Annotated in this window: 15 protein-coding genes and 1 tRNA gene; 7 read left to right on the top strand and 9 right to left on the bottom strand. The window is 47.3% G+C overall.

Annotated elements, in window-relative coordinates; genetic code table 11:
* Window position 1: 1 nt before the first annotated feature.
* A complete protein-coding gene (locus D5398_RS23530; RefSeq protein WP_162940830.1) occupies window positions 2-898 on the top strand; it encodes a hypothetical protein in 897 nt (298 codons plus the stop codon).
* A 433-nt stretch (window positions 899-1,331) separates the two neighbouring features.
* Here the strand turns inward: D5398_RS23530 and D5398_RS23525 are convergent, their stop codons facing one another.
* Window positions 1,332-2,189, bottom strand: a complete 858-nt coding sequence (locus tag D5398_RS23525) for an SIS domain-containing protein (protein ID WP_244216830.1) — start codon at window positions 2,187-2,189, stop codon at window positions 1,332-1,334.
* A gap of 235 nt (window positions 2,190-2,424) precedes the next feature.
* Here D5398_RS23525 and D5398_RS23520 point away from each other — a divergent pair, with 235 nt between their 5' ends.
* Genes D5398_RS23520 through murP form a run of 4 tightly spaced genes read left to right on the top strand, consistent with a single transcriptional unit; the run spans window position 2,425 to window position 6,536 of the window.
* Window positions 2,425-3,501: a porin gene (locus D5398_RS23520; protein WP_120509781.1), complete on the top strand. Its 1,077-nt coding sequence runs from the start codon at window positions 2,425-2,427 to the stop codon at window positions 3,499-3,501.
* A 51-nt stretch (window positions 3,502-3,552) separates the two neighbouring features.
* Complete coding sequence (locus tag D5398_RS23515) at window positions 3,553-4,140, top strand: DUF2057 family protein (RefSeq protein ID WP_120509780.1); 588 nt, start codon at window positions 3,553-3,555, stop codon at window positions 4,138-4,140.
* Between the two features lie 36 nt (window positions 4,141-4,176).
* Window positions 4,177-5,085, top strand: a complete 909-nt coding sequence (murQ, locus tag D5398_RS23510) for an N-acetylmuramic acid 6-phosphate etherase (RefSeq protein WP_120509809.1) — start codon at window positions 4,177-4,179, stop codon at window positions 5,083-5,085.
* 2 nt (window positions 5,086-5,087) lie between these two features.
* A complete protein-coding gene (gene murP / locus D5398_RS23505; RefSeq protein ID WP_120509779.1) occupies window positions 5,088-6,536 on the top strand; it encodes a PTS N-acetylmuramic acid transporter subunit IIBC in 1,449 nt (482 codons plus the stop codon).
* 191 nt (window positions 6,537-6,727) lie between these two features.
* Here the strand turns inward: murP and D5398_RS23500 are convergent, their stop codons facing one another.
* The 5 genes from D5398_RS23500 to lysM form a co-directional block, all read right to left on the bottom strand.
* The gene (locus D5398_RS23500) at window positions 6,728-11,257 is read right to left on the bottom strand and encodes an Ig-like domain-containing protein (protein WP_120509778.1); all 4,530 of its coding nucleotides are present in this window, start codon (window positions 11,255-11,257) and stop codon (window positions 6,728-6,730) included.
* 399 nt (window positions 11,258-11,656) lie between these two features.
* Entirely contained in the window at window positions 11,657-14,782 is a 3,126-nt protein-coding gene (locus D5398_RS23495; RefSeq protein ID WP_120509777.1) for an Ig-like domain-containing protein, read from the bottom strand.
* 587 nt (window positions 14,783-15,369) lie between these two features.
* Window positions 15,370-15,750: a hypothetical protein gene (locus D5398_RS23490; protein ID WP_120509776.1), complete on the bottom strand. Its 381-nt coding sequence runs from the start codon at window positions 15,748-15,750 to the stop codon at window positions 15,370-15,372.
* A gap of 102 nt (window positions 15,751-15,852) precedes the next feature.
* Window positions 15,853-16,254: a YidB family protein gene (locus D5398_RS23485; RefSeq protein ID WP_120509775.1), complete on the bottom strand. Its 402-nt coding sequence runs from the start codon at window positions 16,252-16,254 to the stop codon at window positions 15,853-15,855.
* Window positions 16,255-16,273: 19 nt separating this feature from the next.
* Window positions 16,274-16,726 carry a peptidoglycan-binding protein LysM gene (gene lysM / locus D5398_RS23480; RefSeq protein WP_162940829.1) on the bottom strand — a complete coding sequence of 151 codons (453 nt, stop codon included), beginning with the start codon at window positions 16,724-16,726 and terminating at the stop codon, window positions 16,274-16,276.
* A gap of 242 nt (window positions 16,727-16,968) precedes the next feature.
* Between lysM and D5398_RS23470 the strand changes: the two genes are divergently transcribed.
* On the top strand, window positions 16,969-17,217 hold the full coding sequence (locus D5398_RS23470) for a GlsB/YeaQ/YmgE family stress response membrane protein (RefSeq protein ID WP_120509772.1): 249 nt from the start codon (window positions 16,969-16,971) through the stop codon (window positions 17,215-17,217).
* Between the two features lie 60 nt (window positions 17,218-17,277).
* A tRNA-Thr gene (locus D5398_RS23465) sits at window positions 17,278-17,353 on the top strand.
* An 840-nt stretch (window positions 17,354-18,193) separates the two neighbouring features.
* Here D5398_RS23465 and D5398_RS23460 read toward each other — a convergent pair.
* The 3 genes from D5398_RS23460 to D5398_RS23450 form a co-directional block, all read right to left on the bottom strand.
* Window positions 18,194-18,778 carry a HupE/UreJ family protein gene (locus tag D5398_RS23460; RefSeq protein WP_120509771.1) on the bottom strand — a complete coding sequence of 195 codons (585 nt, stop codon included), beginning with the start codon at window positions 18,776-18,778 and terminating at the stop codon, window positions 18,194-18,196.
* Window positions 18,775-19,611: a DUF4198 domain-containing protein gene (locus D5398_RS23455; RefSeq protein WP_120509770.1), complete on the bottom strand. Its 837-nt coding sequence runs from the start codon at window positions 19,609-19,611 to the stop codon at window positions 18,775-18,777. The genes D5398_RS23460 and D5398_RS23455 overlap by 4 nt, the downstream gene beginning before the upstream one ends.
* A gap of 70 nt (window positions 19,612-19,681) precedes the next feature.
* Complete coding sequence (locus D5398_RS23450; RefSeq protein WP_120509769.1) at window positions 19,682-20,743, bottom strand: DUF4331 family protein; 1,062 nt, start codon at window positions 20,741-20,743, stop codon at window positions 19,682-19,684.
* Between the last annotated feature and the right edge of the window lie 747 nt (window positions 20,744-21,490).

The raw sequence follows: 21,490 nt of genomic DNA, 5'->3' as shown, positions 1-21,490 counted from the left end.
AATGATAAAAACAAACAATATCGTGGAGTCACCTTTACCCCACCCGACAGCAAGTCAGTCATTTTCTGTCGAGATAATGCTCTCTGATTCAGACTATCAGCTGAGGTGGAGTGATACTGTCACCCGACATTGCCCGTATGAAAGCAATGAACTTATGGAAACTTTCTTCAGAGAAAATATTGAGGAGAGGGGCTGTGAAGATGTTCTGTTTTCATGGGTAAATTGCGACTACCTGGCTACTAATATCCTCTTTCTCAGACGAATCCTTGCGATCCAGAAGAAGTATCACCCATCCGGTAATATAATTAAAAATGACATTTACATAAATTATTTAATTATTGACAGTGAATGGGCTGAGCTACTCGATGCACATAATTTTCTTGTCTGGATCTCGCTGGAAGGTCCGAAAAAAATCTATGGCAAAGCCTATAGAAAAAACTATCAACGCACGATGCTGGCAGTTGATGCACTTCAGCGCTATCAGCTGCTCTTTAACGCCAGAGTGAGCATTAACAGTATCAGCGCGGGCTATGCCGAAGAGATATACGCATTTTTAACACGTTATGTCGGCGTTCACTTTATAAACTTCCTTCCCTTCCTGGGGCCTGATGAAACAGATATGGGTGTTAAGGCGTCATCAGTGACGCCCGCTGAATGGGGAGTTTTTATACTCGATGTTTTTGAAGAATGGCTCAGCAATGAGGTTGGTTTTGTACAGGTGAATCTTTCAGATGCCGCCAGGGCGCAATTTCCTAATCCATGTTTAGATCTTTTCTTTGCCGATCCGGTTTGGAAAAACAGACATGAACGATCTGAAAGGTATGACAGGCTGCGCCAGAGGGGTGAGTTTTTTTATAGCCTGCAAAACCAGAATTGGAAAAGCTGCATATCTTTATAAACTACCTGTAGCAGGCATTTTCAGCAATTACCCCTGTCAGAAATGAGCCCATACTGCCTGACGCGTAACTATGATTATTGTTGTTGGTTTTTCGTGATTATCTGTTCCGGCTCTATGACATATATAAATATTCTAAAATTTAGAATACCTCATTTGATTTTCATCTCGCTAAGAGAGTGTTACTTTGCATTACGCCAGAGTGACTCGTTGCATAGAATTAACGGATAAAAACGCAACCTTAGGAATAGCGCTCTGGTACTCTTCAACTTTTAAGTTTTAATTAACTTATTGCGACCAGAAGTCCTTCGTTGCGATAATTCTCAAAGCAGCGTGAATTATCGAACATCAAAAGAAAGGCCTGGTCGCTTTCATTTTTATTCTCAATTCTGAGGATAAAGGTGACTCAGTCACGCTTCATCAACTTACATCGCCTTTACGTTAATTTGTCCACCACATCCCGACTGCGTTGGATCATTTTCATCCCTTCGCTTTCATTCAGCTGAAGCAAACCCATAAACAGCAAATCCGTGACGCACAGTTGAGCTGTACGTGATGAGATAGTAGAACTACGCCACTGCTGTTCTTCCGATACGGTATCAAGGGTGTAATCTGCCAGTTTCCGCAAATCGCTGTCTTGCAACGACGTGATTGCAACGACAACGGCCCCTTTCTTTTTGGCGATTTCAGCGGCCAGCAGAACCTCTTTACGCTGGCCGGAAAAGGAGATGGCAATCAGTACATCCTGTTCTGTCAGCGTTTGGGCAATGGTCAGCTGTACGTGGCTATCGTATTCCGTGATGATATGAAAACCAATTTTCATGAGTTTCCATGCCAAATCTTTGCCGACCAGGGATGATCCTCCGATTGCAGCAATATGAATACGTTTGGCGGCCTGAAGACAGTTAATCACCTTTTCAACTTCAAGAATATCCAGATTATTCGTCGTTTTCCTCAGAGCATTCAACTTCTCATGCAGAAGCTTATGAGCCACATCGTTAAGCGGATCCTGGCTGCTGATATCGTTATGCAAATGAGAAGATTGCTGCTTTCTTTCTGAAACCTGTTGTCCCCATTCTTCCACCAGCGCCATTTTGAATTTAGTAAAACCCTGGAGGCCGAGTTTCTGCGCGAACTTCACAATAGCTGACTGGCTGATACCCAGTTTCTGAGCAAGCTGCTGCGAAGACAACTCTTTCAATGCGTCCGGACTGCTGATGATAAAATCGGCAATCCTGCGCTCGTTTGGGGTATAGCGCGACAAGTTCTCAATCAATTTTTGACGGTAAAGCACCGGGGTTTCTCCACAAAAGACTGGCATGATCATCGCTTTCTACTGACCTAAAGGCAACCCACCTTTCCATTCAAATTCCTTTTGTCGATTCTTCTTCCTTCAGAGTATGAACTTGGTCACATTTAACAACAAAGAATAATTTATTCCTTTTGTTGTAGTCATTAATAATCAATTATTCCACCGCGGCACCAGACCGACAAGTACAAATAATTAATTCGCTAATGGAATGATGATAATGAACACAAGAATTTGCGCCCTTTCTCTTCTCGTTATGATGACGACTTTCTCTACGCAAGCTGCTGAAATATATAAGGCTAAAGATGGTTCTACCGTTGATTTGTATGGGCGACTGGGCTTTAACATCTCCGATAAGAAAACCGGTGACACGCAGGGAGATTTCGACGGGCGTCTGGGCGTAAGCGGTCGTCAGTACGTTAATGATACCGTTTCAGTGATTGGTTTAGCGCAATACCAGGTCAACTCGGCCGAATACGCCAATAACGTGGAAGGCGAAAATGACAGTCTGACCGCTCGTTATGTCTGGGCAGGTCTGGATATGTCGGAATACGGGAAGATAACGGGTGGTCGTGTGTCTTCCGGACTGATTATGTTCACCGACATTGGGGATGTATTTGCCAGCTCCGACGTTTCCACGGGCCGTCAGGCGCGACATATCGACCCGACGGCAGTCCAGGTCTTCCGTCAGGATGGTACCGTTCAGTATCAGAACACTTTCGGTAATTTCGATTTTTCCACGGCATACATCATCGGCAACAACACTTCCGATCTGGATTATGGCTATAACTCAGCTCTGCGTTATACGCTGGATATGGGGGCTGCCGGTAAACTGGCACCTGTTATTGCCTTCCAGAAAACCCGCGCGAATCAAAGCGCTGACAGCCGTACCGATGGGGCAGATACCTTTACCTATGGCGGCGTCGGTACCCGTTACTACCTCAACGATCTGATGCTTGGTCTGCTTTATTCTCAGGATACGGTGACTTACACCAACGGCCTTGCCGACAGCAAAGATAAAGACGTCGAGTTCACTGCCGTTTACAACATCAACAGCGACTGGGCGGTACGCGCTGGCTATCGTCACCTTGATAATGAAGGCGGGGATGAATTGCAGTTACGCGACACCACGTTCGAAGCCCAATACAAGCTCACATCTCACAGTTCTCTGTATGCGGCTTATATCTTCCGTAACGGGCAGAACGGTACCAACCGCATGACAGGCCGAAGCGTATCGTTTGGCGGAAGCTCAGCGTCTGAAAGCTTCTACCACACCGGCCTGCGTTACGAATTCTAAATGTGAATAAGCCAGGGCAGAACCTCTCCCTGGCATTAAAAGGAGCGTCAGATGTACAAAACGTTATTAACTCTTCTGCTACTTTCGGTGTCCGGCTTCAGCGTGGCCGCCACGCTTAATGTGGGTGACAACGTCAACGTTCTGGCAGTGCGCAATGCAAAGCTCAGGCCTCTGGATAAGTCAGTCACTCTGGGTTCAGGAGAGCAGGCAATGATTGTGCGTTTTGATGCTCCGACAGACCCTGGCTCGGCAAACGAAAGTCAGGGGCGCGTCACTTCAGATGCGTTTCTGTTGACGTTTACCCCTCCGGCATCCGGTGAGTTAACGCTCTCCACGCAGACGCCACGCACTGAAAACGACACGCGAAAAGCGGCGAAAAATCCTCATTTTTCACTGAGCAGCAGCACGGGCTCCGTTATTGCGATGAGCAGCAAGCCGGTCGTTGTTTCACAGGAATCTTTAATGACGGATTACAGTGAGTATCTGCCGCCATCTTCCCTGACGTCTTCCACTATGGCGGACCCCAGTGCTAGTGCGCAGAAAGCACAGCCGGGATCTTTACATCAGACACAAAGCGAATTTTTGAAATTAAGCGCAACACAACGCAAAGCCTTTTTGCGCTGGGCGCTGGAACTTTAACGTTGCCAGCTGGCAAGTATGAAAAGCGAGACAATGATGGAAATCGATTTATCTGTCCTGACCACCGAAGGTCGTAACACTTTAAGCGAAAATATAGACATTCTTTCTACCGAACAGATGCTCAGAGTCATTAATTCCGAAGATCAGAAAGTGGCTTTAGCGGTTGAGAAGGTGATCCCTGCTATCACTCTGGCCGTAGATGCCATTGTTGCTGCTTTTCAGAAAGGTGGGCGTTTGATCTATTGTGGTGCCGGCACATCTGGCCGATTAGGGATCCTGGATGCCAGTGAGTGCCCACCAACGTATGGCACGCCGCGCGAGCAGGTTGTCGCACTGATTGCCGGTGGCCATGAGGCTATTCTGCAAGCGGTCGAAAATGCGGAAGATAGCCTGACACTTGGCGTTGAAGACCTGAAGAACATTCAGTTTTGTGCGGATGATGTGCTGGTCGGTATTGCCGCCAGTGGCCGTACCCCTTACGTTGTCGCCGCACTTAACTATGCAAACAGTTTACACGCCACCACAGTGGCATTGACCTGTAACCAGGGCAGTCACATCACGCAAATTGCAGATATCGCAATCATGCCGGTGGTGGGCGCAGAAGTGGTGACAGGATCTTCACGTATGAAAGCAGGTACTGCGCAAAAACTGGTGCTTAACATGCTGACGACGGGTGCGATGATCCGCAGCGGTAAAGTGTTTGGCAACCTGATGGTGGACGTTGAAGCGACTAACCAGAAACTGGTTCAGCGGCAGATTAACATTGTCATGCAGGCCACGGATTGCGATCCGGCTATCGCTGCTCGGGCGCTCGAAGCCTGTCAGAGGAATTGCAAAACCGCCATCGTGATGGTTCTGGCAAACCTGAATGAGCAGCAGGCCAGCGAGCTTTTAAATGAGGCCGGGGGATTTATTCGCCGTGCACTCGCCAACAAGGATATTTAGTCATGGCGAAGATTAACGAGCAATTGATTGCCACTATTCTGCAACGGGTCGGCGGTAAAAATAACATCAGAAACTGCGGTCACTGTATGACCCGCCTGCGCCTGTCACTCGAAAATGAGCAGCTCGTCGAAGAGAGCAAACTCAAGGTGCTGCCCGGCGTATTGGGCGTTATCACTACGGAAGACCAGCTACAAATCATTCTTGGGCCTGGAAAAGCACAAACAGCGGCCGAGATGATGAACACCATGCTGGCTAACGGTGAAAGTGCTTCACCCGCTGCCGGACAAACCAGTATCAGCGACGTTGCATCTGAGACGAAACAGAAGCTGAAGGCAAAACAAACCAGCCCGGTTCATCAGTTCCTCGCTAAGTTTGCCACGATATTTACGCCACTGATCCCGGGGTTCATCGCTGCGGGGATGTTACTGGGTTTCGCGACGTTAATTGAACAGAGTCTGCTCAGTGGTGTGGCTGAAAAGAATGCCACGCTGGTACAAATCGTCGGATACATGAAAATTTTCGGCAAAGGGTTATTTACCTTCCTGCCGGTTCTTATCGGGTACAACGCTCAGAAAGCCTTCGGCGGCTCTGGCGTAAACGGGGCGATTATCGCCTCATTGTTCCTGTTGGGTTACAACCCGGCAGCAACCACGGGTTATTTCTCTGGTATCGATCATTTCTTTGGCATGGCCATCGACCCGCGAGGAAACATCATCGGTGTACTGATTGCCTCAATTCTGGGTGCATGGATTGAACGGCAGATCCGCAAAATCATTCCTGACAATCTGGATATGATCCTCACCTCGCTGCTGACGCTTCTGATAACCGGCGCGCTGACATTTACCGTCATTATGCCTTTTGGCGGCGAGATGTTTAACGGTATGTCCTGGTTGTTCTTGCACCTGAATGGTAATCCGTTTGGCTGTGCTGTTCTGGCAGGGCTGTTCCTGATAGCGGTTGTGTTCGGCGTGCATCAGGGCTTTATTCCGGTCTACTTCGCACTGATGGATGTTCAGGGCTTTAATTCTCTCTTTCCGATTCTGGCAATGGCAGGAGGAGGACAAGTGGGTGCGGCGCTGGCACTTTATTTCCGTTCGCCAAAAAACTCGGTGCTCCGCAATCAAGTTAAAGGCGCCATTATTCCAGGCCTGCTGGGCGTGGGTGAGCCGTTAATTTATGCCGTGACCTTACCGCGCGTGAAACCCTTCGTTACTGCCTGCCTCGGCGGCGCCTGTGGGGGTTTCTTTATTGGGCTGGTTGCCTGGCTGGGTTTGCCAGTCGGTCTGAACACCGTTTTCGGGCCTTCAGGACTGGTTTCTTTACCCCTCATGACGTCGAACCAGGGTATTTATGCGGGTATGGCCGTGTATGCCGCGGGTGTTCTGATTTCCTATCTGTGTGGTTTTATTCTTACGTGGTTCTTTGGCCATAAAGATGTTGATCTGACTTAAGATCAGGGCAGGTGGCCCCCCCTAAACCTTACCACCTGCTCAATTTTCTCCTGTTCACACCTTCTGTTTGTCTCCAACACCTTTTCCTTTAATTTCATACCTTGTCCTCTGTTGATACTCCTTCGTACATAAAAATGCCGGCCACATCAGTGGCCGGCATTGTACTTTTGGCTGATACCCTCAGTCAGGGGTTATGACATAGTGTGAAGTTCCAGACCATGCTGTACCAGCAACTCTGCGTTGCTGCCTTGCACTGAGTACACATCGTACGTCACGCCAGCGCTGGTTACGTCACCGGTGTGCGCCAGGCTGCTGTCTGACACGCCGGTCAGATCAACGTGTTCGCCTGCTTCACCCGTTATCGCAAACTGCGTTTTGCCGTCATCAATCAGTACGCTGTTCGCACCCTGACTAATCACATCATCCAGCGACAGAGTCAGATGACCCTGCGCTGCATCATGTGTGTTCGCCGTAGCGTGATGCGTATCCGCTTGTGCCGGATGTGCTGCTGTGGCCATAGCCATCAACGCCACGTCCGGATGGACAGCTTGCGCAGCCACATTTTCCGTAGCCGGTGCAACTTGTGTTTCACCCCATGAGAAGTTATCCAGACGGATAGTACCGCCGCCGTTTTCAGGACCCACATCGATCGTCATGTAGGAGATAAACGTTCCTTCCGGTGCTTCAAACGAAATATTGCCCACGCCGGTTTTACCAAGGACCAGGATATCCACGCTACCCAGCTCTTTACCATCAGCATCAAAGTAATGCGCAGCGCCACCAGAACCGAGGACTGCTGCTGTATCAAAGCTGACAGCATTCGTTTCGCCGTTAAAGTCGAAACGGGTTTCTGAGTTGGCTGCCAGTTCCATGTCAACATTGCCGAAACTTTTCGGGGCAAACAGAAAAGTACCCTTCGTCCCGATCTCATTCTCAGAAGACGCGCTGGTGCTGCCTTCCTTGAGGACAGTGATCGTCATTCCGGAGTCCAGCGTACGGGCAACACCCGTTTCCAGCGCACTGGTAACATAGCTATTACCATCTGCATCGTGACCAAGCTCGATCCCCTCGAAGTTATCACTGCCGGTGGAAACTACAGCGAAATCAATTGGATCACTTGGTTCACTGGTCGCACCTGTATCCGGATTTACCACCACGGTATCGATGGAATGTGCACCGTTATCCAGTGGCACGTCCGGCGTGAAGTTCCAGTGACCATCAGGATCCACTGTAGTGGAGCCGATAACGTCGCCGTTATCACGGACAATAACGATATCGCCTGGAGTTGCATCGCCTTCGATGGTCGGCGTGGTGTCATCCGTTGCACCACCAGGTACAACTTTGCCCTGCTGATCGCCTTCGTCATCGATAACATCAATGGCAGTGGCTGCATCAGGTACATCCGCCGCAATGGTGAAGTCAAAGCCAGCAGACTGCGCGCTGGTGTTGCCCGCGACGTTGGTCAGGGTCAGGGTGATGTCGTGCAGACCGTCAGCCATGGCCTCGGTTGGCGTGAACGACCAGTTGCCGTCCGCGTCGACCAGCGCTGAGCCCAGCACCGCGCCGTCGCTGTAGACGGTGACGGTGTCGCCCGCCGGCTGGTTCTTGCCGGAGAAGGTTGGCTCGTTGTCATCGGTGGTGCCGTTCTGCGCAACCGGACCCATCACAGGACCCACGTCATCGGTCACCAGCAGGTTGTCCGGCACGGTGATGTCGATTGGCGGAGGCGTCGCTGTGTCGATGGTGAAGTCAAAGCCAGCAGAAGGTGCGCTGGAATTGCCCGCGGCGTTGGTCAGGATCAGGGTGATGTCGTGCTGACCGTCAGCCATGGCCGTGTCAGGCGTGAACGACCAGTTGCCGTCTGCGTCAACCAGGGCTGAGCCGAGCACTTCGCCGTCGCTGTAGACGGTGACGGTGTCGCCCGCCGGCTGGTTCTTGCCGGAGAAGGTTGGCTCGTTGTCATCGGTGGTGCCGTTCTGGGCAACCGGACCCATCACAGGACCCACGTCATCGGTCACCAGCAGGTTGTCCGGCGCGGTGATGTCGATTGGCGGAGGCGTCGCTGTGTCGATGGTGAAGTCAAAGCCCGCCGACGGTGCGCTGGTTTTCCCCGCGGCGTCTGTCAGGATCAGGGTGATGTCGTGCTGACCGTCAGCCATGGCCGTGTCAGGCGTGAACGACCAGTTGCCGTCTGCGTCAACCAGTGCTGAGCCGAGCACTTCGCCGTCGCTGTAGACGGTGACGGTGTCGCCCGCCGGCTGGTTCTTGCCGGAGAAGGTTGGCTCGCTGTCATCGGTGGTGCCATTCTGCGCAACCGGGCCGGTCACAGGACCCACGTCATCAGTTACCAGCAGGTTATCAGGTGCCGTGATATCAATAGGCGCAGGAGCGGTAGTGTCGACGATAATGACCCAAACCGGGCTCGGATCACTTTCACCACTTGCAGGCCTGATTACTGTGGCAGTGAAGTCATGCTCTGCTTCAGTCAGTGCAGTTTCTGGCGTGAAGCTCCATGCACCATTTGCATCGGACATCACTGAACCAATCTGGACGCCATTGTCATAAATAACAACAACACTGTCCGCGTTGGCTGTACCATTCAGCGTCGGCTGAGTATCGTTAGTGTGACCACTGTTATCGATATTGCCAGTCACGGGTTCGACATCATCCACAACACTGTCAATGGTGACAGTCGGCACCGCAGAATCGATCGTAAAGTTGATAGGATCTGACGCTGGGCTTGCATTACCGTTACTGTCTTTAACGACAGTAGAGAAGCTGTGATCGCCATCTGCCAGAGCCTTGGCTGGGGTGAAGCTCCATTGACCGCTGGCATCAACAGTGGTGGAACCAATTACTGCACCGTTATCTGAAATAATGACGACGGCATTAGGCTCGGCATTACCAGAATAGGTTGGCATTGTATCATCGGTGATGTCGCCATTCGCGATAGGGCCGGTTACCGGACCAACATCATCCGTAAGCTGCTGGTTAGTCGCAACATCTGGCGGAGTTACATCATCCTTATCGCTATTGGTGATCGTGATTTTGTAATGGTCACTGCCTCGAGCGTTGCCTGCAGCATCTTCGGAAACCACGTAGAGTTCACGAGGTCCTACAACGTATACACCCGGAAGCCTTGATGTTGGCTTGAATTCCCAGTGACCATTCTCGTCAGCCGTCACTGAACCAATTGTTGTTTTAAAGCCATTTTGACCGATTGATTTGACATATACAGTGCTGCCCGCTTCTGCGGTACCGCTCAGTAATGGCTTAGAGTCATCAGTAAGACCACCATTTTCTACATTACCTTGTGTCAGACCTACAGTATCCAGAACACCAGTAATGGCCGGTTTTTCAATAACTGTATCCAGATTCAGATCAAAATCACCTGAGTGAATACTTTCACTGGTCCCGTCTGTTGTCGTTGCAGAGATAAGATGAGTACCCTCTCCTGACAGTGGGGTTTCTGGTGTAAACGTCCAGTTACCATTTTCATCTGTCAGCGCGGAGCCCAGCAGGGTTGAGCCGTCGTAAACATTGACGATAGCACCCGCTTCTGCGTTACCTTTGATCGTTGGCATGGTGTCATTTGTTGGCTGACCGTCAGCCAGATCACCCTTAACCGTGCCCACATCATCTGTAACTGTCGTGATAGTAGGTGGGTTTTCATCAAAACCGGTCGTGAAGACGAATGGCAGGGAAATAAATGTGCTGCCTGAGGCAGAGTCCACCAACAATGCCTGAATGGTGTATTGCGCATGATCTTCCAGACCGGACAGATCAAAGGACCAGTGGCCAGAGAGATCCACCTTGGCGGTACCCAGCGACATGGTATTAGCAAAAATTTCCAGAACAAGGCCCTGGCCGTTAAACAATGTACCTTGGATAACTGTGTTCAGGTCATCGGTTACGCCATTGTTAGCCACATCACCCTGGTGGATACCAAAATCATCATCAAGATGATCAATAACTACAACGTGATCTTCACCTGTATTCGGCAGGTCATCAGAGGCATGACCATCTGCCGTTTCAGACAACGTAAATGGCATTGCAATCATAACCACGCCAGAAGCGGCATCCTGCAACAAAACCTGGAAAGTATAGTTTGAACCGTAGCTCAGCGCGCCTTCTGGCGGCGTGAAGCTCCACTCCCCATTGTTATCCACCTGAGCGGTGCCAAGGAGAGTCGTATTCGCATAAATGTTAAGGACATAGCCTTCAGCATGAATAGCGGTACCGTGCAGTTCAGGAGTCAGGTCAGATGTACCGCCATGATTGCTGATTTCAGCAGGCTGGTCCGGAATACTATCGTCTGTAGCCCCTTCAGGAATAATAATGCCTGGTGCCCAGGGAATAATCGGGCTGTCAGCAAGCAGGGAAAGGGCCACAGGAGCGTGGTCAGGCTGTACCTGAGCCATATCGAGGGCCTGAAGCACCGCGCCATTTCCTGGCACAGTCAGCAGAGCCGGAGAGCGATAATATTCAGGGATAATCGCAGAAGGTGCAGAAGATTCATCAATGTGAATATGCAGCGCGTCATTATGGCGACTGAGAGAAAGGCCTTCCGTCAGCTGGTTACCTTCACCATCTTCAATAAGGTAATAACCTGTCTCAATTGCAGGAACAGCAATAATGTCTTCGGCAGAAGTAACCGCTTTCAGATTGAAGACCTCGGGTGACCGATTAGCTTCATTCGTGGTAATTTTATATTGACTCATTGATTTTCCTTTATCATTACGTATTAAGCCCTGTCAGGGACACTTTTATTAAAATAACGCCTAAATGTTTTGATAGGAATGCTGTATTTTAAAAACGCAATTTTCAAAAAAATGAATGACAAATAAACACAATTTTATTTATAAAAAACAAACCGTTAATATTATTTTTATTCGATTCAAATTTTTGAATTTAGTTATTCTGTATTTATGAGGGATTACTTAAAAACAAACGAGGCCGGCACTAAAAAATATGTAAATGAGGGCGTGGAAATAAAAAATACAGAATGATGAATAAATTTATCCATGATGGACAAGCATTAATTTCGAAAATATTTTGGCAGCGTAGAAATAAAAATCCCCGGCCGAAGCCAGGGATAGATTTATGCTAAAACGAAAAACTTAGACGACCTGATGCAGCTCCAAACCGTGCTGAACCAGCAATTCAACATCAGCTGCTGTGTGCTGATACACCTCATATTGAATACCGCCAGCTGTAACCTGACCGGCGTCCTGCCAGGTGTTATGGGAAAGGTCTTCAACTTTCAGTTCAACCACGTCGCCCTGATCGCCGGTGATAGCTAACTGTTGTTTGCCGTCCTCGGTGAACAGATTGCTGTGTGCTTCGCTCAGAATGTCTTGCAGACTCAGTACCAGTTTATCCTGAACGCCATTATGCAGATCAATCTGCGAATGTTGTTCCAGCATCTGCTGTTGAGCTTCAGTCAAACTGGCAGGAGTGGTGACATGCGCCTGTTCAAGATTCGTAGTGTGCAAGGATTCAGGAAGTACTGCATGTTCCAGACTCAGGGTTGCGGAGCTTCCATCTTGGTTATAGTGAACACGATGAATAGTATAGTGTGTATGTTCGCTATTGTTACCAGCAGTATCCGCCGACCAGACAGCATAGGTAAATGTGCCTTGATAGCTAAACTCCTGTGAAAGCTGCCAGTGACCGTCATGGTCTGTTTGTACACTGTAGGTAATGGCCGTTTGTGGACCCTGGCGTTTTACATGGATAATGCTGTCCGGTTCTGCCGTGCCAGTCAGCATCGCCTGCGATACGTCAGTCTTCCCGCCATCCTCCACAAGTCCCGTAAATGTCCCTCTTTCATCGTCCAGACCCAGAACAACCGGCGTTGCATTTTCAGTATCAACATTAATGAGAAAACCTGCCGTTTTCCCACTGACATTCCCGGCAGCATCAGTAGCTGTGATAGTCAGGTTATGCTCGCCGTCTCTCAAAGGTGCCGGCGTAAAGCTCCAGTTACCTTTAGCATCCGCAGTGACAGAACCTATAGCGCTATTGCCATCATAAATTTTCACAGTGCTGTTAGCTTCTGCCTGTCCATTCAGCACGGGTGTGGTTTCATTAATGAGTGCACCCGTGTGAATAACGCCTGCGTTATCGTGCACTTCATTGAGAACAGGAACATCCGGCGCTGTAATGTCATCCAAACCACTATGAGTTAAGCGAACGACGTAGGAGCTGCTATTCAGACTGGTATTACCTGCTGGATCCGTAGCAGTCGCATAGAAACTCCATTTGCCGGAACTCGAACTCGGTAATGTTGGATTGATTGTCCAGTTCCCGTCATGGTCGGCAATCACGGTACCTAAACTGTGTTTCCCCCACTGCGGACCTCTTACCCAAAGAGAGATAACACTGTCCGCTTCAGCCGTACCATGAAGTGTCAGTGTTGTGTCGTCAGTTTTTCCTCCCTGAGCCACCGGACCTGTCGTAGTGCCTTGATCATCCACAACCTGAGTGATAACAGGCGCAAAAATATGCGTGTCAATATTAATTTCTATCTGACCGGACATCTTACTAACGTTGCCAGCAATATCTGTCGCTGTAGCAGTGAAAGAGTGATGACCTTCATTAAGCCCAGTTGACGTGAAACTCCAGTCCCCGTTCTTGTCTGCGGTAGCCGATCCCACCAGCGTGCTGCCTTCGTACACCTTCACCACACTGTTCGCCTCTGCATGACCATTCAGGGTAGGCGTGGTGTCATCAGTATATTTTCCGCTGGTCATGTTTCCTTTAATGTGGCCTACACCATCATAGAAACTGTTGATAACCGGTGCATCCGGCGCAGTGGTGTCCTCACGGTTGGCCTCGACATAATTGACCACATAGCTGTCACTGGCGACGCTGACATTGCCCGCAGCATCCGTCGCGGTAGCCGTGATAGTCCGGTTGCCGAACGAGGGCTGGAAGGGTCCGGTCATCTGGAAAGTCCAGTGACCACTTGCGTCAGCCAACACCGTGCCATCAGGATATTCCACGCCTGTCACTTCATAAACATGGCTGATTGTAACGGTACTGCCGGCTTCAGCCGTCCCCGAGATCAACAGCAGGCTGTCATCGGTCTTGGCGCCGTTCGCGACCGGCCCTTGCTGTACGCCCACATCGTCATAGACATCGGTGATAACCGGCGCATCCGGCGGCGTGATGTCATCATGATTGCTACCCGTCAGGGTTACTACAAAGTCACTGCCTGTCGCCTCATGACCCACTGAGTCTTTTGCAGAGACGTGGAAGATGTTATCCCCTTTCTGCAGCGCCTGCTTACCGGTGAACTGATAGCTCCAGGTACCGTCCCTGCCGACTTCTACTTGTGCAATGTTGTGTAATTCATGGCTAACCGGACCGTGCATGGTGATGGTAATAATGCTGCCAGGCTCGCCGGTACCGTGAAGACCCGGCTTTTTATCATCGGTTGCACCGCCATTGTTCACTTCCCCCTGATACAGGCCGACATCGTCCGTCAGGGAGGTGATAACCGGCGCAGTAAAGGCATCGCCATTGGAAGCCACGCTTTCAACGCTGTACCCTGCGCTATCTGCACTGACACCTGCTTCGTTGCTCGCCGTGGCGGTAAAGGTCCATTCACCCTGAAGCGAGATATTTTGTTTACCTTCGAACTGGTAGCTCCAGTGACCGTTACTGTCAGTCACGATGCTGCCGAGTTCCATCATGACACCCGCCGGAGACAGGGCCGTCACGGTGACGATGCTGCCCGCATCTGCGGTGCCGGAAATCAGTGGCTGGCTGTCGTCGGTTTTACCGCCCTGTGCCACATCGCCCTGATACATGCCCGCATCGTCATGCACTTCGGTGATAACCGGTGCGTGTGGCGGCGTATCATGATTCAACTCAGTGGTATGGATGGTGTAAATTGTGGACGGATACAGCGTGTTGGTGCCCGCATCGATCAGGACCACCTGGAAGTCACAGGTCATGCCCGGCTCCAGCGGCGTTTCCGGCGTAAAGCTCCAGTTAGCATCACCGTCGACTTTGCTATAACCCACCACTGAGCCGTTCAGGAAAACGCGCAGTTGATAGCCTTCCGAATACGGGATGTGACCGCTAAGCGTAGGCTGCAGGTCATCCGTGAAGCCGCCACTCAGGACGGCTCCTGTGGATTGGCCAACCACGTCGGTGATGGTGTCAATGTTGACAAGAGTGGAATAATCGATGCCAACCGATTTGGTTGTCAGGTCATTATTTTTGGTATCAGACATAATGTCTATTTCCTTAATATTTTATTTCTAATAATTAATTTCACATACATCAGGATAAAAAACTCATCCCGACAAGAGAAAACGGCACACAGCAGGTGATATTGACTTCAGTGGTGGAGTGTAATTGTGTTCTTTGCAGCACGGAATAAGCACTTGTGAAAATATTGTTTTTTATAAATCACAATATCACCATCTTTTAACAAAAAACGTGGTGAAAGGTATTAATTCGTTAAAAATAGATGTGAAGTTATACAAAATAGAAGAATTTCGTTATTTTGCAGAAAATAAAATAGTTATTTTTAAATATGAAAAAAGAAATTATGCTTAAGGACGGGTGCGTATTATAGCGAACAGCGAAACATAATATTGCATGACCACAGTGGAGGTTTGTTGAGTTAGTTATTTTGCCATCATGCAGTGAAGAAGCTCTCTTTCATCAGCGCGAGACGTTTCAAAATATCTCAGCGGAGTTCAGTTCGCGAACCACTACGCTAGCAAGGTGGGATCAGGAGAATATGTCATCTCGCCGGGGATGGGACACACCGTTCTTAGACAAGAACGGTGTGAACAGAAATACTACGTTACTCTCAGGAAATACCCATTGCCTGATTGAACAGTTTACGGGTAACGTTTTGAGAAGAAGCCCCTTTAATTGCCATCAGTCGGGTTGCCTTTCCTGCATTACCAGTGAAAATACGATTGGCACGGGCGCGAGTTGTGCTTGACTGAATTTTCATATTTTCTTCATCCAGTAATTCCTGGCTGGTTTGCTCACTTTCAAAGACAGAAATTTTAGCAATATCGCAGGCTTCAGCTCGTGAGCCATCAATGAAAATGCGTTCACCACCAATATAGGGCTTAATGATATGTTCAACCACAAAATTTTCATCAAGATCAGCTTCTAAATGTAAAACCGGTTTTGTTTTCTCAGCGGATTTCATTTGCACCAAAATATGGGTATAGCTCATTTCAATTCTCTCTTATAAATTATATTTTTAATATCGTGTTGTAAAGGGTGAAGTGCGTAAGCAACTCATTTTGCTTATGCTGTAAACCAGGGTAAATGATAATCAGGCAGTAAATTTATTTTTCAGAATCGACATTCCCGCCGACAAGAAATTTTCCGTACCAGCCGAAGAGAGTGATCCTGAATGTGATAGCCCGTCAGCCAGAGATGGCAGGTATCTGGCAAGCATCGAAGCCGCTGAGTGCAGGTCAATACCGCATTTCTTCGCCAATTGTTCAAGGGCAGGCGTATCCACAAACGACAAAACCTGCTCCGGAAGCACGGTAAGATTCTCTTTATCACTCAGCCAGGATTCAACAATAAAACCCAGGCCATGTTCTTTCATCTTATCCAGAATATTTGATATTCCGTTTTGTGATTCGAACCATGATAATACTGCTTCAATTTCGTTATTTTTTGATTTTTGTCCAGAAATTAACCCTGAAATTTTATCCATAATAGACATACGAAAAGCTCCTCTTCTTTCAATCCTGAATAGCGGGAATAATCAATTTTTGGCCGGGATATATTTTGTCAGGATGCGATAGCATTGGCTGATTAGCTTCAAAGATAACCATATATTTACTCGAATCCGCATAGATATGCCTTGCGATAGTACTCAGCGAATCACCACTGGCCACGATGTAAAAGTGTGTACCCACAGATGATGGTTCGATATGTAGATTATCATTTACACCACTGACGCCCTCAATATTGCCAAGTTCTGCAATAATTATATTTTTTGTTTTCTGGTCGACGACAGTTCCAGATGCAGTAATATTGTCTTGCTTATCAAGCGTAAACTCAATATTTTTAGTGCCAGGCAACCCCAATGATGCAATATGTTTTTGTAATAAAGAGTTTTTATCACCAGTGGTTTTTTTGCCGTTACTCCAAACTTTGCCACCCACGTTTTTAATTAAATCAAACAAACTCATACACATCTCCGAATAAAATTTACATTCTTTATTTTAACAAGTTAAGACGCCTAATGGGTGCAAGATATTAAAAATAAGTATTTCGATAATCTGATGAGAAAAAAACACATAATTACACTAAGGAAAAATGACTTTCTGGGTGTATTTGTAAAATTAAAAATTACTATTGCGTTGCTCGTGTTGATTTATTTATATAGTGTACTGCCCCTTGAGGAAGTTAATATAATTATCGGGAGAGTTTAATGGGTATTTTGATCTGGATTGTTTTTGGTCTCATTGCAGGTGTTATTGCTAAGTTTATTATGCCTGGAAGAGAAAATAGTGGTTTCGTTATGACGATCGTTCTGGGTATCATTGGTGCGGTAGTTGGTGGTTATTTAGCCTCTCTGGTTGGTATCGGTAATATTTCTGGGTTTAATGTTCAAAGCATGGTTATAGCAGTTGTTGGCGCAATTATCGTCCTTTTCATTTACCGCAAAATCGCCAGATAATTGTTCGTTGAATCACGCTATATCATATATAAAATGTTCGCCTGACGAATGATAATTTCCGCCGGCTTAGCTCAGCAGGCAGAGCAACTGACTTGTAATCAGTAGGTCACCAGTTCGATTCCGGTAGCCGGCACCATTGAATTAACGCGACAGTATTTCCCTTCTGCTTACGATGCTCCAAAACCGGGGCAGGGGGCGAAAATGTTGAACCGGGAATCCGTCAGGGTTCATTGCCGGATACAACCACTCTAGAACTTTGTAAATCAGGCCGTATCATTGCGGCCTGATTTTTTATCCCTCTTTGTATCTTCCCTATTTCGCATCTGTCCATGTGCCATCCCGCGCATTGACTTGACGAGGCTTACTCTTCTTCTCCGGTGATTACAGGGAAGAACCCTTCACGTTTTCGATCAGGCGACCGTGCAGAATTCATCTATCTGGCACTGAGTGTGACAAATTGCCCTCAGTTTACAGGGCATAATTACTGCCTGTTCTCGTCCTGCTGAATGACCACAATCAACTGTGACAAACTACCCTCAATGCGAGTTGGTTGACCTGAAGCGCCCAAATGTGACAAATCACCCTCATCACAAGTTCAGTGACGGTATTTTGAATTTTTAAAATCGATATTCGGTGAATTTCAATGCGCGGCGGGGCTGTAGCGGAGTACTTTTCAAAGCCAACTGTGACAAGCTGCCCTCATTTTTTCCATGATACAGGAGCGATGTAGCAGCGAGTGTGACAAACCACCCTCATAAAAACGAACGGCGAAATTGAACGAGAGGGTTTATAAATGATTTAAAATCAGTAAGTTATAATTTTAATGTTGTTAATGCCTGCCATCCAGGGCTTAACAGGCATTTCTGAGTCATTGAGTAACCAGCCCAGAGGGTCCTGCCAATTCTGTCGTATTCCAGAGGTTACCGGGGGAGGGGCGATGTAACTATCGCTTGCCATAATTGGCATGACGTTATAGTTAAGTCACCGTTGCCACCAGATATAAACCGCAGAGGGTGCTGACTAATCCCAGTAACCGCAATAACTTATCACCGTTAGCGGTTTTCAAAAGATAGTGTGCCCCGATGGCGCCAACAGCATGTAGCATGGCCGTAGTCGCGAGAAATCCGGCGGTATACGTCAATTTATTCTGCATCAATGGCATTTCATAGCCGTGGGCATAACCATGAAAAATACCGAAGAGTGCAGTGACTGTAGCTGCCAGATAAATCCGAAGGATTTTTTTGACACTAATCGCCAAACCGAGCAGTACAACCGAGAGGGAAACGCCCACCTCGGTGCCGGGAATTTCGATATGTTCGAAGCCAAGTAATCCCCCGGTAAACATAAAGCAAACAAATGCGGCAGGCACTATCCAGATAGCTTTACCGCCAATTTGACTGCTCCAGGCGCCGACGGAAACCATTGCCAGCAAATGATCCATACCCGACAGAGGGTGCATCCACCCTGAGGATTCACCATTGCTATGTGCATAAGCACTGTTCATGATGAATAAAGGTCCCAATATGAATATAAAATCTTTCAAAGAATGGTTAATTTTCATAGGGATTTTCCTTCAGCGATAGGAAGTGTCACGGATGCCCAGATACTTTTCCAATCAGCATCTTCTAAAGGTGATACATCCATATCAACTGAGCTAAACAGCCATTCCCCTTTTTCCGGCAAAATGAAACTGGCATAACCTTTCTCGTCGGTGATTGATCGCAGGATCGTCGGAGGGGAGGTGTTTAATTCTGCCTTAACTTGCAGATGTGCTAATGGTTTAGAAGCCGACAACAACTTAACGATATATGGCGTACCCGGTTTATAATTCAGTGGTTCGGTGATGGGGACCAGCTCATGCTCAAGGCCAATAATTTTATCATAACCATCACTTTTGTTATTTACAAAAATGATGGCCTTGGCACAGCGATAAAACAATTCAATACCGGGCAATCCGGATTCACCATTTTCCTGGCGAGCGGCGATAATTTTATCTAATCCCTCTTCTTTTAAATAGTCTTCAAATTCATCCGAAGGCAAAGTAATCTTTGCTCCGTTAGTCGTAAGGGAGGCAATCGTAGCCCCTGAAACACGTGTTTTCAGGTGTCCGATGACAAGAGCACCCTCGTGTCCTTCAATTTTTTGCTGCCCAAGAGCATCCCAGGCATTGAATGTGGCTATCAGACCTGGAAGGCGAGGAGTTTGCTTTCCAGGCACACCCGATCCAATACGTAATTCAAAAAAAACCTCATTATTAGTCGTTGTCATTGCGTCATGAGGCAGGATCCAAAAATCATGAGCAAAAGCATTACCACTAAAAATAAAAATAATTGCCGCAAAGAGGTTATATCTTTTTTTAATCTTATTGCAGAAGTTGAAAATAAATGTTTTCACATTTCAAACCTTCATATGAGAGAGAGAATATCAGCCATGTACGTTACATGGCTGATGTATATCTTAGGGATTATTTAAGGGAGGAGGGGATCAGGTAAGGAAAATCCTTCATATATAATTTTTGATTTTTTATGTGCTGATCGGTGGGTTGACCCAAAAGCAGTGTTAACATTTCACTCATGGCATCATCACTCAGACTACGCCCGTTAATTGATGACGCAGAGAACTTTGCCGGTGTTCCGACGTTATAGGTAATAACGTCAGGAACAAGCATATTAGCCACCTTGTCACCATAGACCTGAGGTTCTTTCTGAGAGTGTGCAAAGCTACTGGCGCGCGCTGTACGGGCTGAAACGAAGTTTTTCATATCTTCAGAGTTGTCAGGACGGCTTTTATTATGCTCCTTTTTCAGCGCTTCATTTTCGAACAGCATAGAATGTGAGAATAAAGGAAGCGCTGAATATTGTACCTGCCTCCAGTTTTTATCGTTTTCAACAGCCGTGGTCATAAAGACTTCTATTCTTTTACCCAGCATCTTGTTAGGAATATCCAGAACAATAGCTCCGCATTTACGGCCGGTAAAAATATTCTTGCCTTTAACTGAGGTCCAGAGATTTGGATCGTAAGTCCCCTTAGCTAGCTGCTGACGCAAAATATGCAGACCTGGTGAGTTACCAAAAAACGGATCTTTTACAACGCCAGCCCAAACCTTAACGCCATTGCTCAATTGGGATGATTGACTCATTCCTCCCTTACCGATCTCCTCACCTTTTGTGCCGACCGGCGCATTGGGCGATGAAACTTCATAGACGGTATAACCGCCTTTATCATCAAAGATCAGTGAAAAGGTATGACCGGTTTTAAATTTGGCATCATCAGAAATATGGATATTGTATAATGCGCCGGGCTTGAAAACGCCACCGGGGAGATCATTGGGCGAAGGGTTAATATCCATAATAAATGATGTTGAATCTGCCCGAGATGATTGGAATACATAGTTATCAAGCTGATTTATGGTGGCATCCTGAAGCACAGCGGCTGATTCAAAATGATGGCTGGCAAAAGCGTTCCCAGAGCAAGCGAGTAAAGTGCCATAAAACATTGTTTTAACGTATAACTTTCTGTTAATCATAAATATTCCGATCCCTAAAGTTTTGCTCAACTGTTTATTTGACTACCAAAATGAATGAAAATAACATTCCCGCCTGCTTGAACTGGAAAGGTGTAAATAGAGTATATATGGATAGTTAATAACGTATTTACGTATATAACGATGCTATTGCCAGAACGGATTAGGCCATTTTTATATGCAAGTTATTTCCGATTGAAATCACCAAAATTCTATAAGAGTAGATTTATCGAGTTATACTTCATATAAAATATTATCCATGTATGATTATTTATATCTCAGGAAGCAGGCCATATCGATAGTAACTGATGTAAATTATTTTGCAAACGCCATGAACCTGGCATAATACTTCGTTATTTTATGTTTAGCTCCCAGCCTCCAGATGTAAAAACCAGTTTCGTTTCGCACGCTTTTATATTTCACTGAAACGACCTGTGAATTGTGTATCTGAAAACAATTCGAATTGTGCTTTTAAATAAACTGATTTGACTTCCTGATCCCTTCCAAGTTGGTAACAATTTCTCTTTGGATTTTCGGTAACAAATATGTGCTTCATCAGTCTCATTAAGCAATATGATTGATGTTGGCATTAAGAATTGCTGTGAATGTGGGTACGACTAGCGCGCTGCTCGACATTTGCTAGCAAAGAGTAAGCGCAACTTCCCCGCCCTAATGAACTGCACCCCAAAAGTTGGACACTAACTGAGTAAGGTGCAATTTATGGGCAAGCCCAATTACACACTGGAATTC

It is taken from the genome of Rahnella bruchi, assembly GCF_003614975.1.
GTDB lineage: Bacteria > Pseudomonadota > Gammaproteobacteria > Enterobacterales > Enterobacteriaceae > Rahnella > Rahnella bruchi.
Note: the sequence above shows the minus strand (reverse complement) of the source record. Positions and strands in the feature narration are given on the sequence as shown.

Excerpts from the sequence above, each read along its gene's own strand:
- D5398_RS23470 (WP_120509772.1), top strand. The coding sequence starts at position 16,969 with ATGGGTATTTTGATCTGGATTGTTTTTGGTCTCATTGCAGGTGTTATT.
- D5398_RS23495 (WP_120509777.1), bottom strand. The coding sequence starts at position 14,782 with ATGTCTGATACCAAAAATAATGACCTGACAACCAAATCGGTTGGCATC.
- D5398_RS23500 (WP_120509778.1), bottom strand. The coding sequence starts at position 11,257 with ATGAGTCAATATAAAATTACCACGAATGAAGCTAATCGGTCACCCGAG.
- D5398_RS23515 (WP_120509780.1), top strand. The coding sequence starts at position 3,553 with ATGTACAAAACGTTATTAACTCTTCTGCTACTTTCGGTGTCCGGCTTC.
- D5398_RS23520 (WP_120509781.1), top strand. The coding sequence starts at position 2,425 with ATGAACACAAGAATTTGCGCCCTTTCTCTTCTCGTTATGATGACGACT.
- D5398_RS23450 (WP_120509769.1), bottom strand. The coding sequence starts at position 20,743 with ATGATTAACAGAAAGTTATACGTTAAAACAATGTTTTATGGCACTTTA.
- lysM (WP_162940829.1), bottom strand. The coding sequence starts at position 16,726 with ATGAGTTTGTTTGATTTAATTAAAAACGTGGGTGGCAAAGTTTGGAGT.
- murQ (WP_120509809.1), top strand. The coding sequence starts at position 4,177 with ATGGAAATCGATTTATCTGTCCTGACCACCGAAGGTCGTAACACTTTA.
- D5398_RS23490 (WP_120509776.1), bottom strand. The coding sequence starts at position 15,750 with ATGAGCTATACCCATATTTTGGTGCAAATGAAATCCGCTGAGAAAACA.
- D5398_RS23460 (WP_120509771.1), bottom strand. The coding sequence starts at position 18,778 with ATGAAAATTAACCATTCTTTGAAAGATTTTATATTCATATTGGGACCT.
- D5398_RS23485 (WP_120509775.1), bottom strand. The coding sequence starts at position 16,254 with ATGTCTATTATGGATAAAATTTCAGGGTTAATTTCTGGACAAAAATCA.
- D5398_RS23530 (WP_162940830.1), top strand. The coding sequence starts at position 2 with ATGATAAAAACAAACAATATCGTGGAGTCACCTTTACCCCACCCGACA.
- murP (WP_120509779.1), top strand. The coding sequence starts at position 5,088 with ATGGCGAAGATTAACGAGCAATTGATTGCCACTATTCTGCAACGGGTC.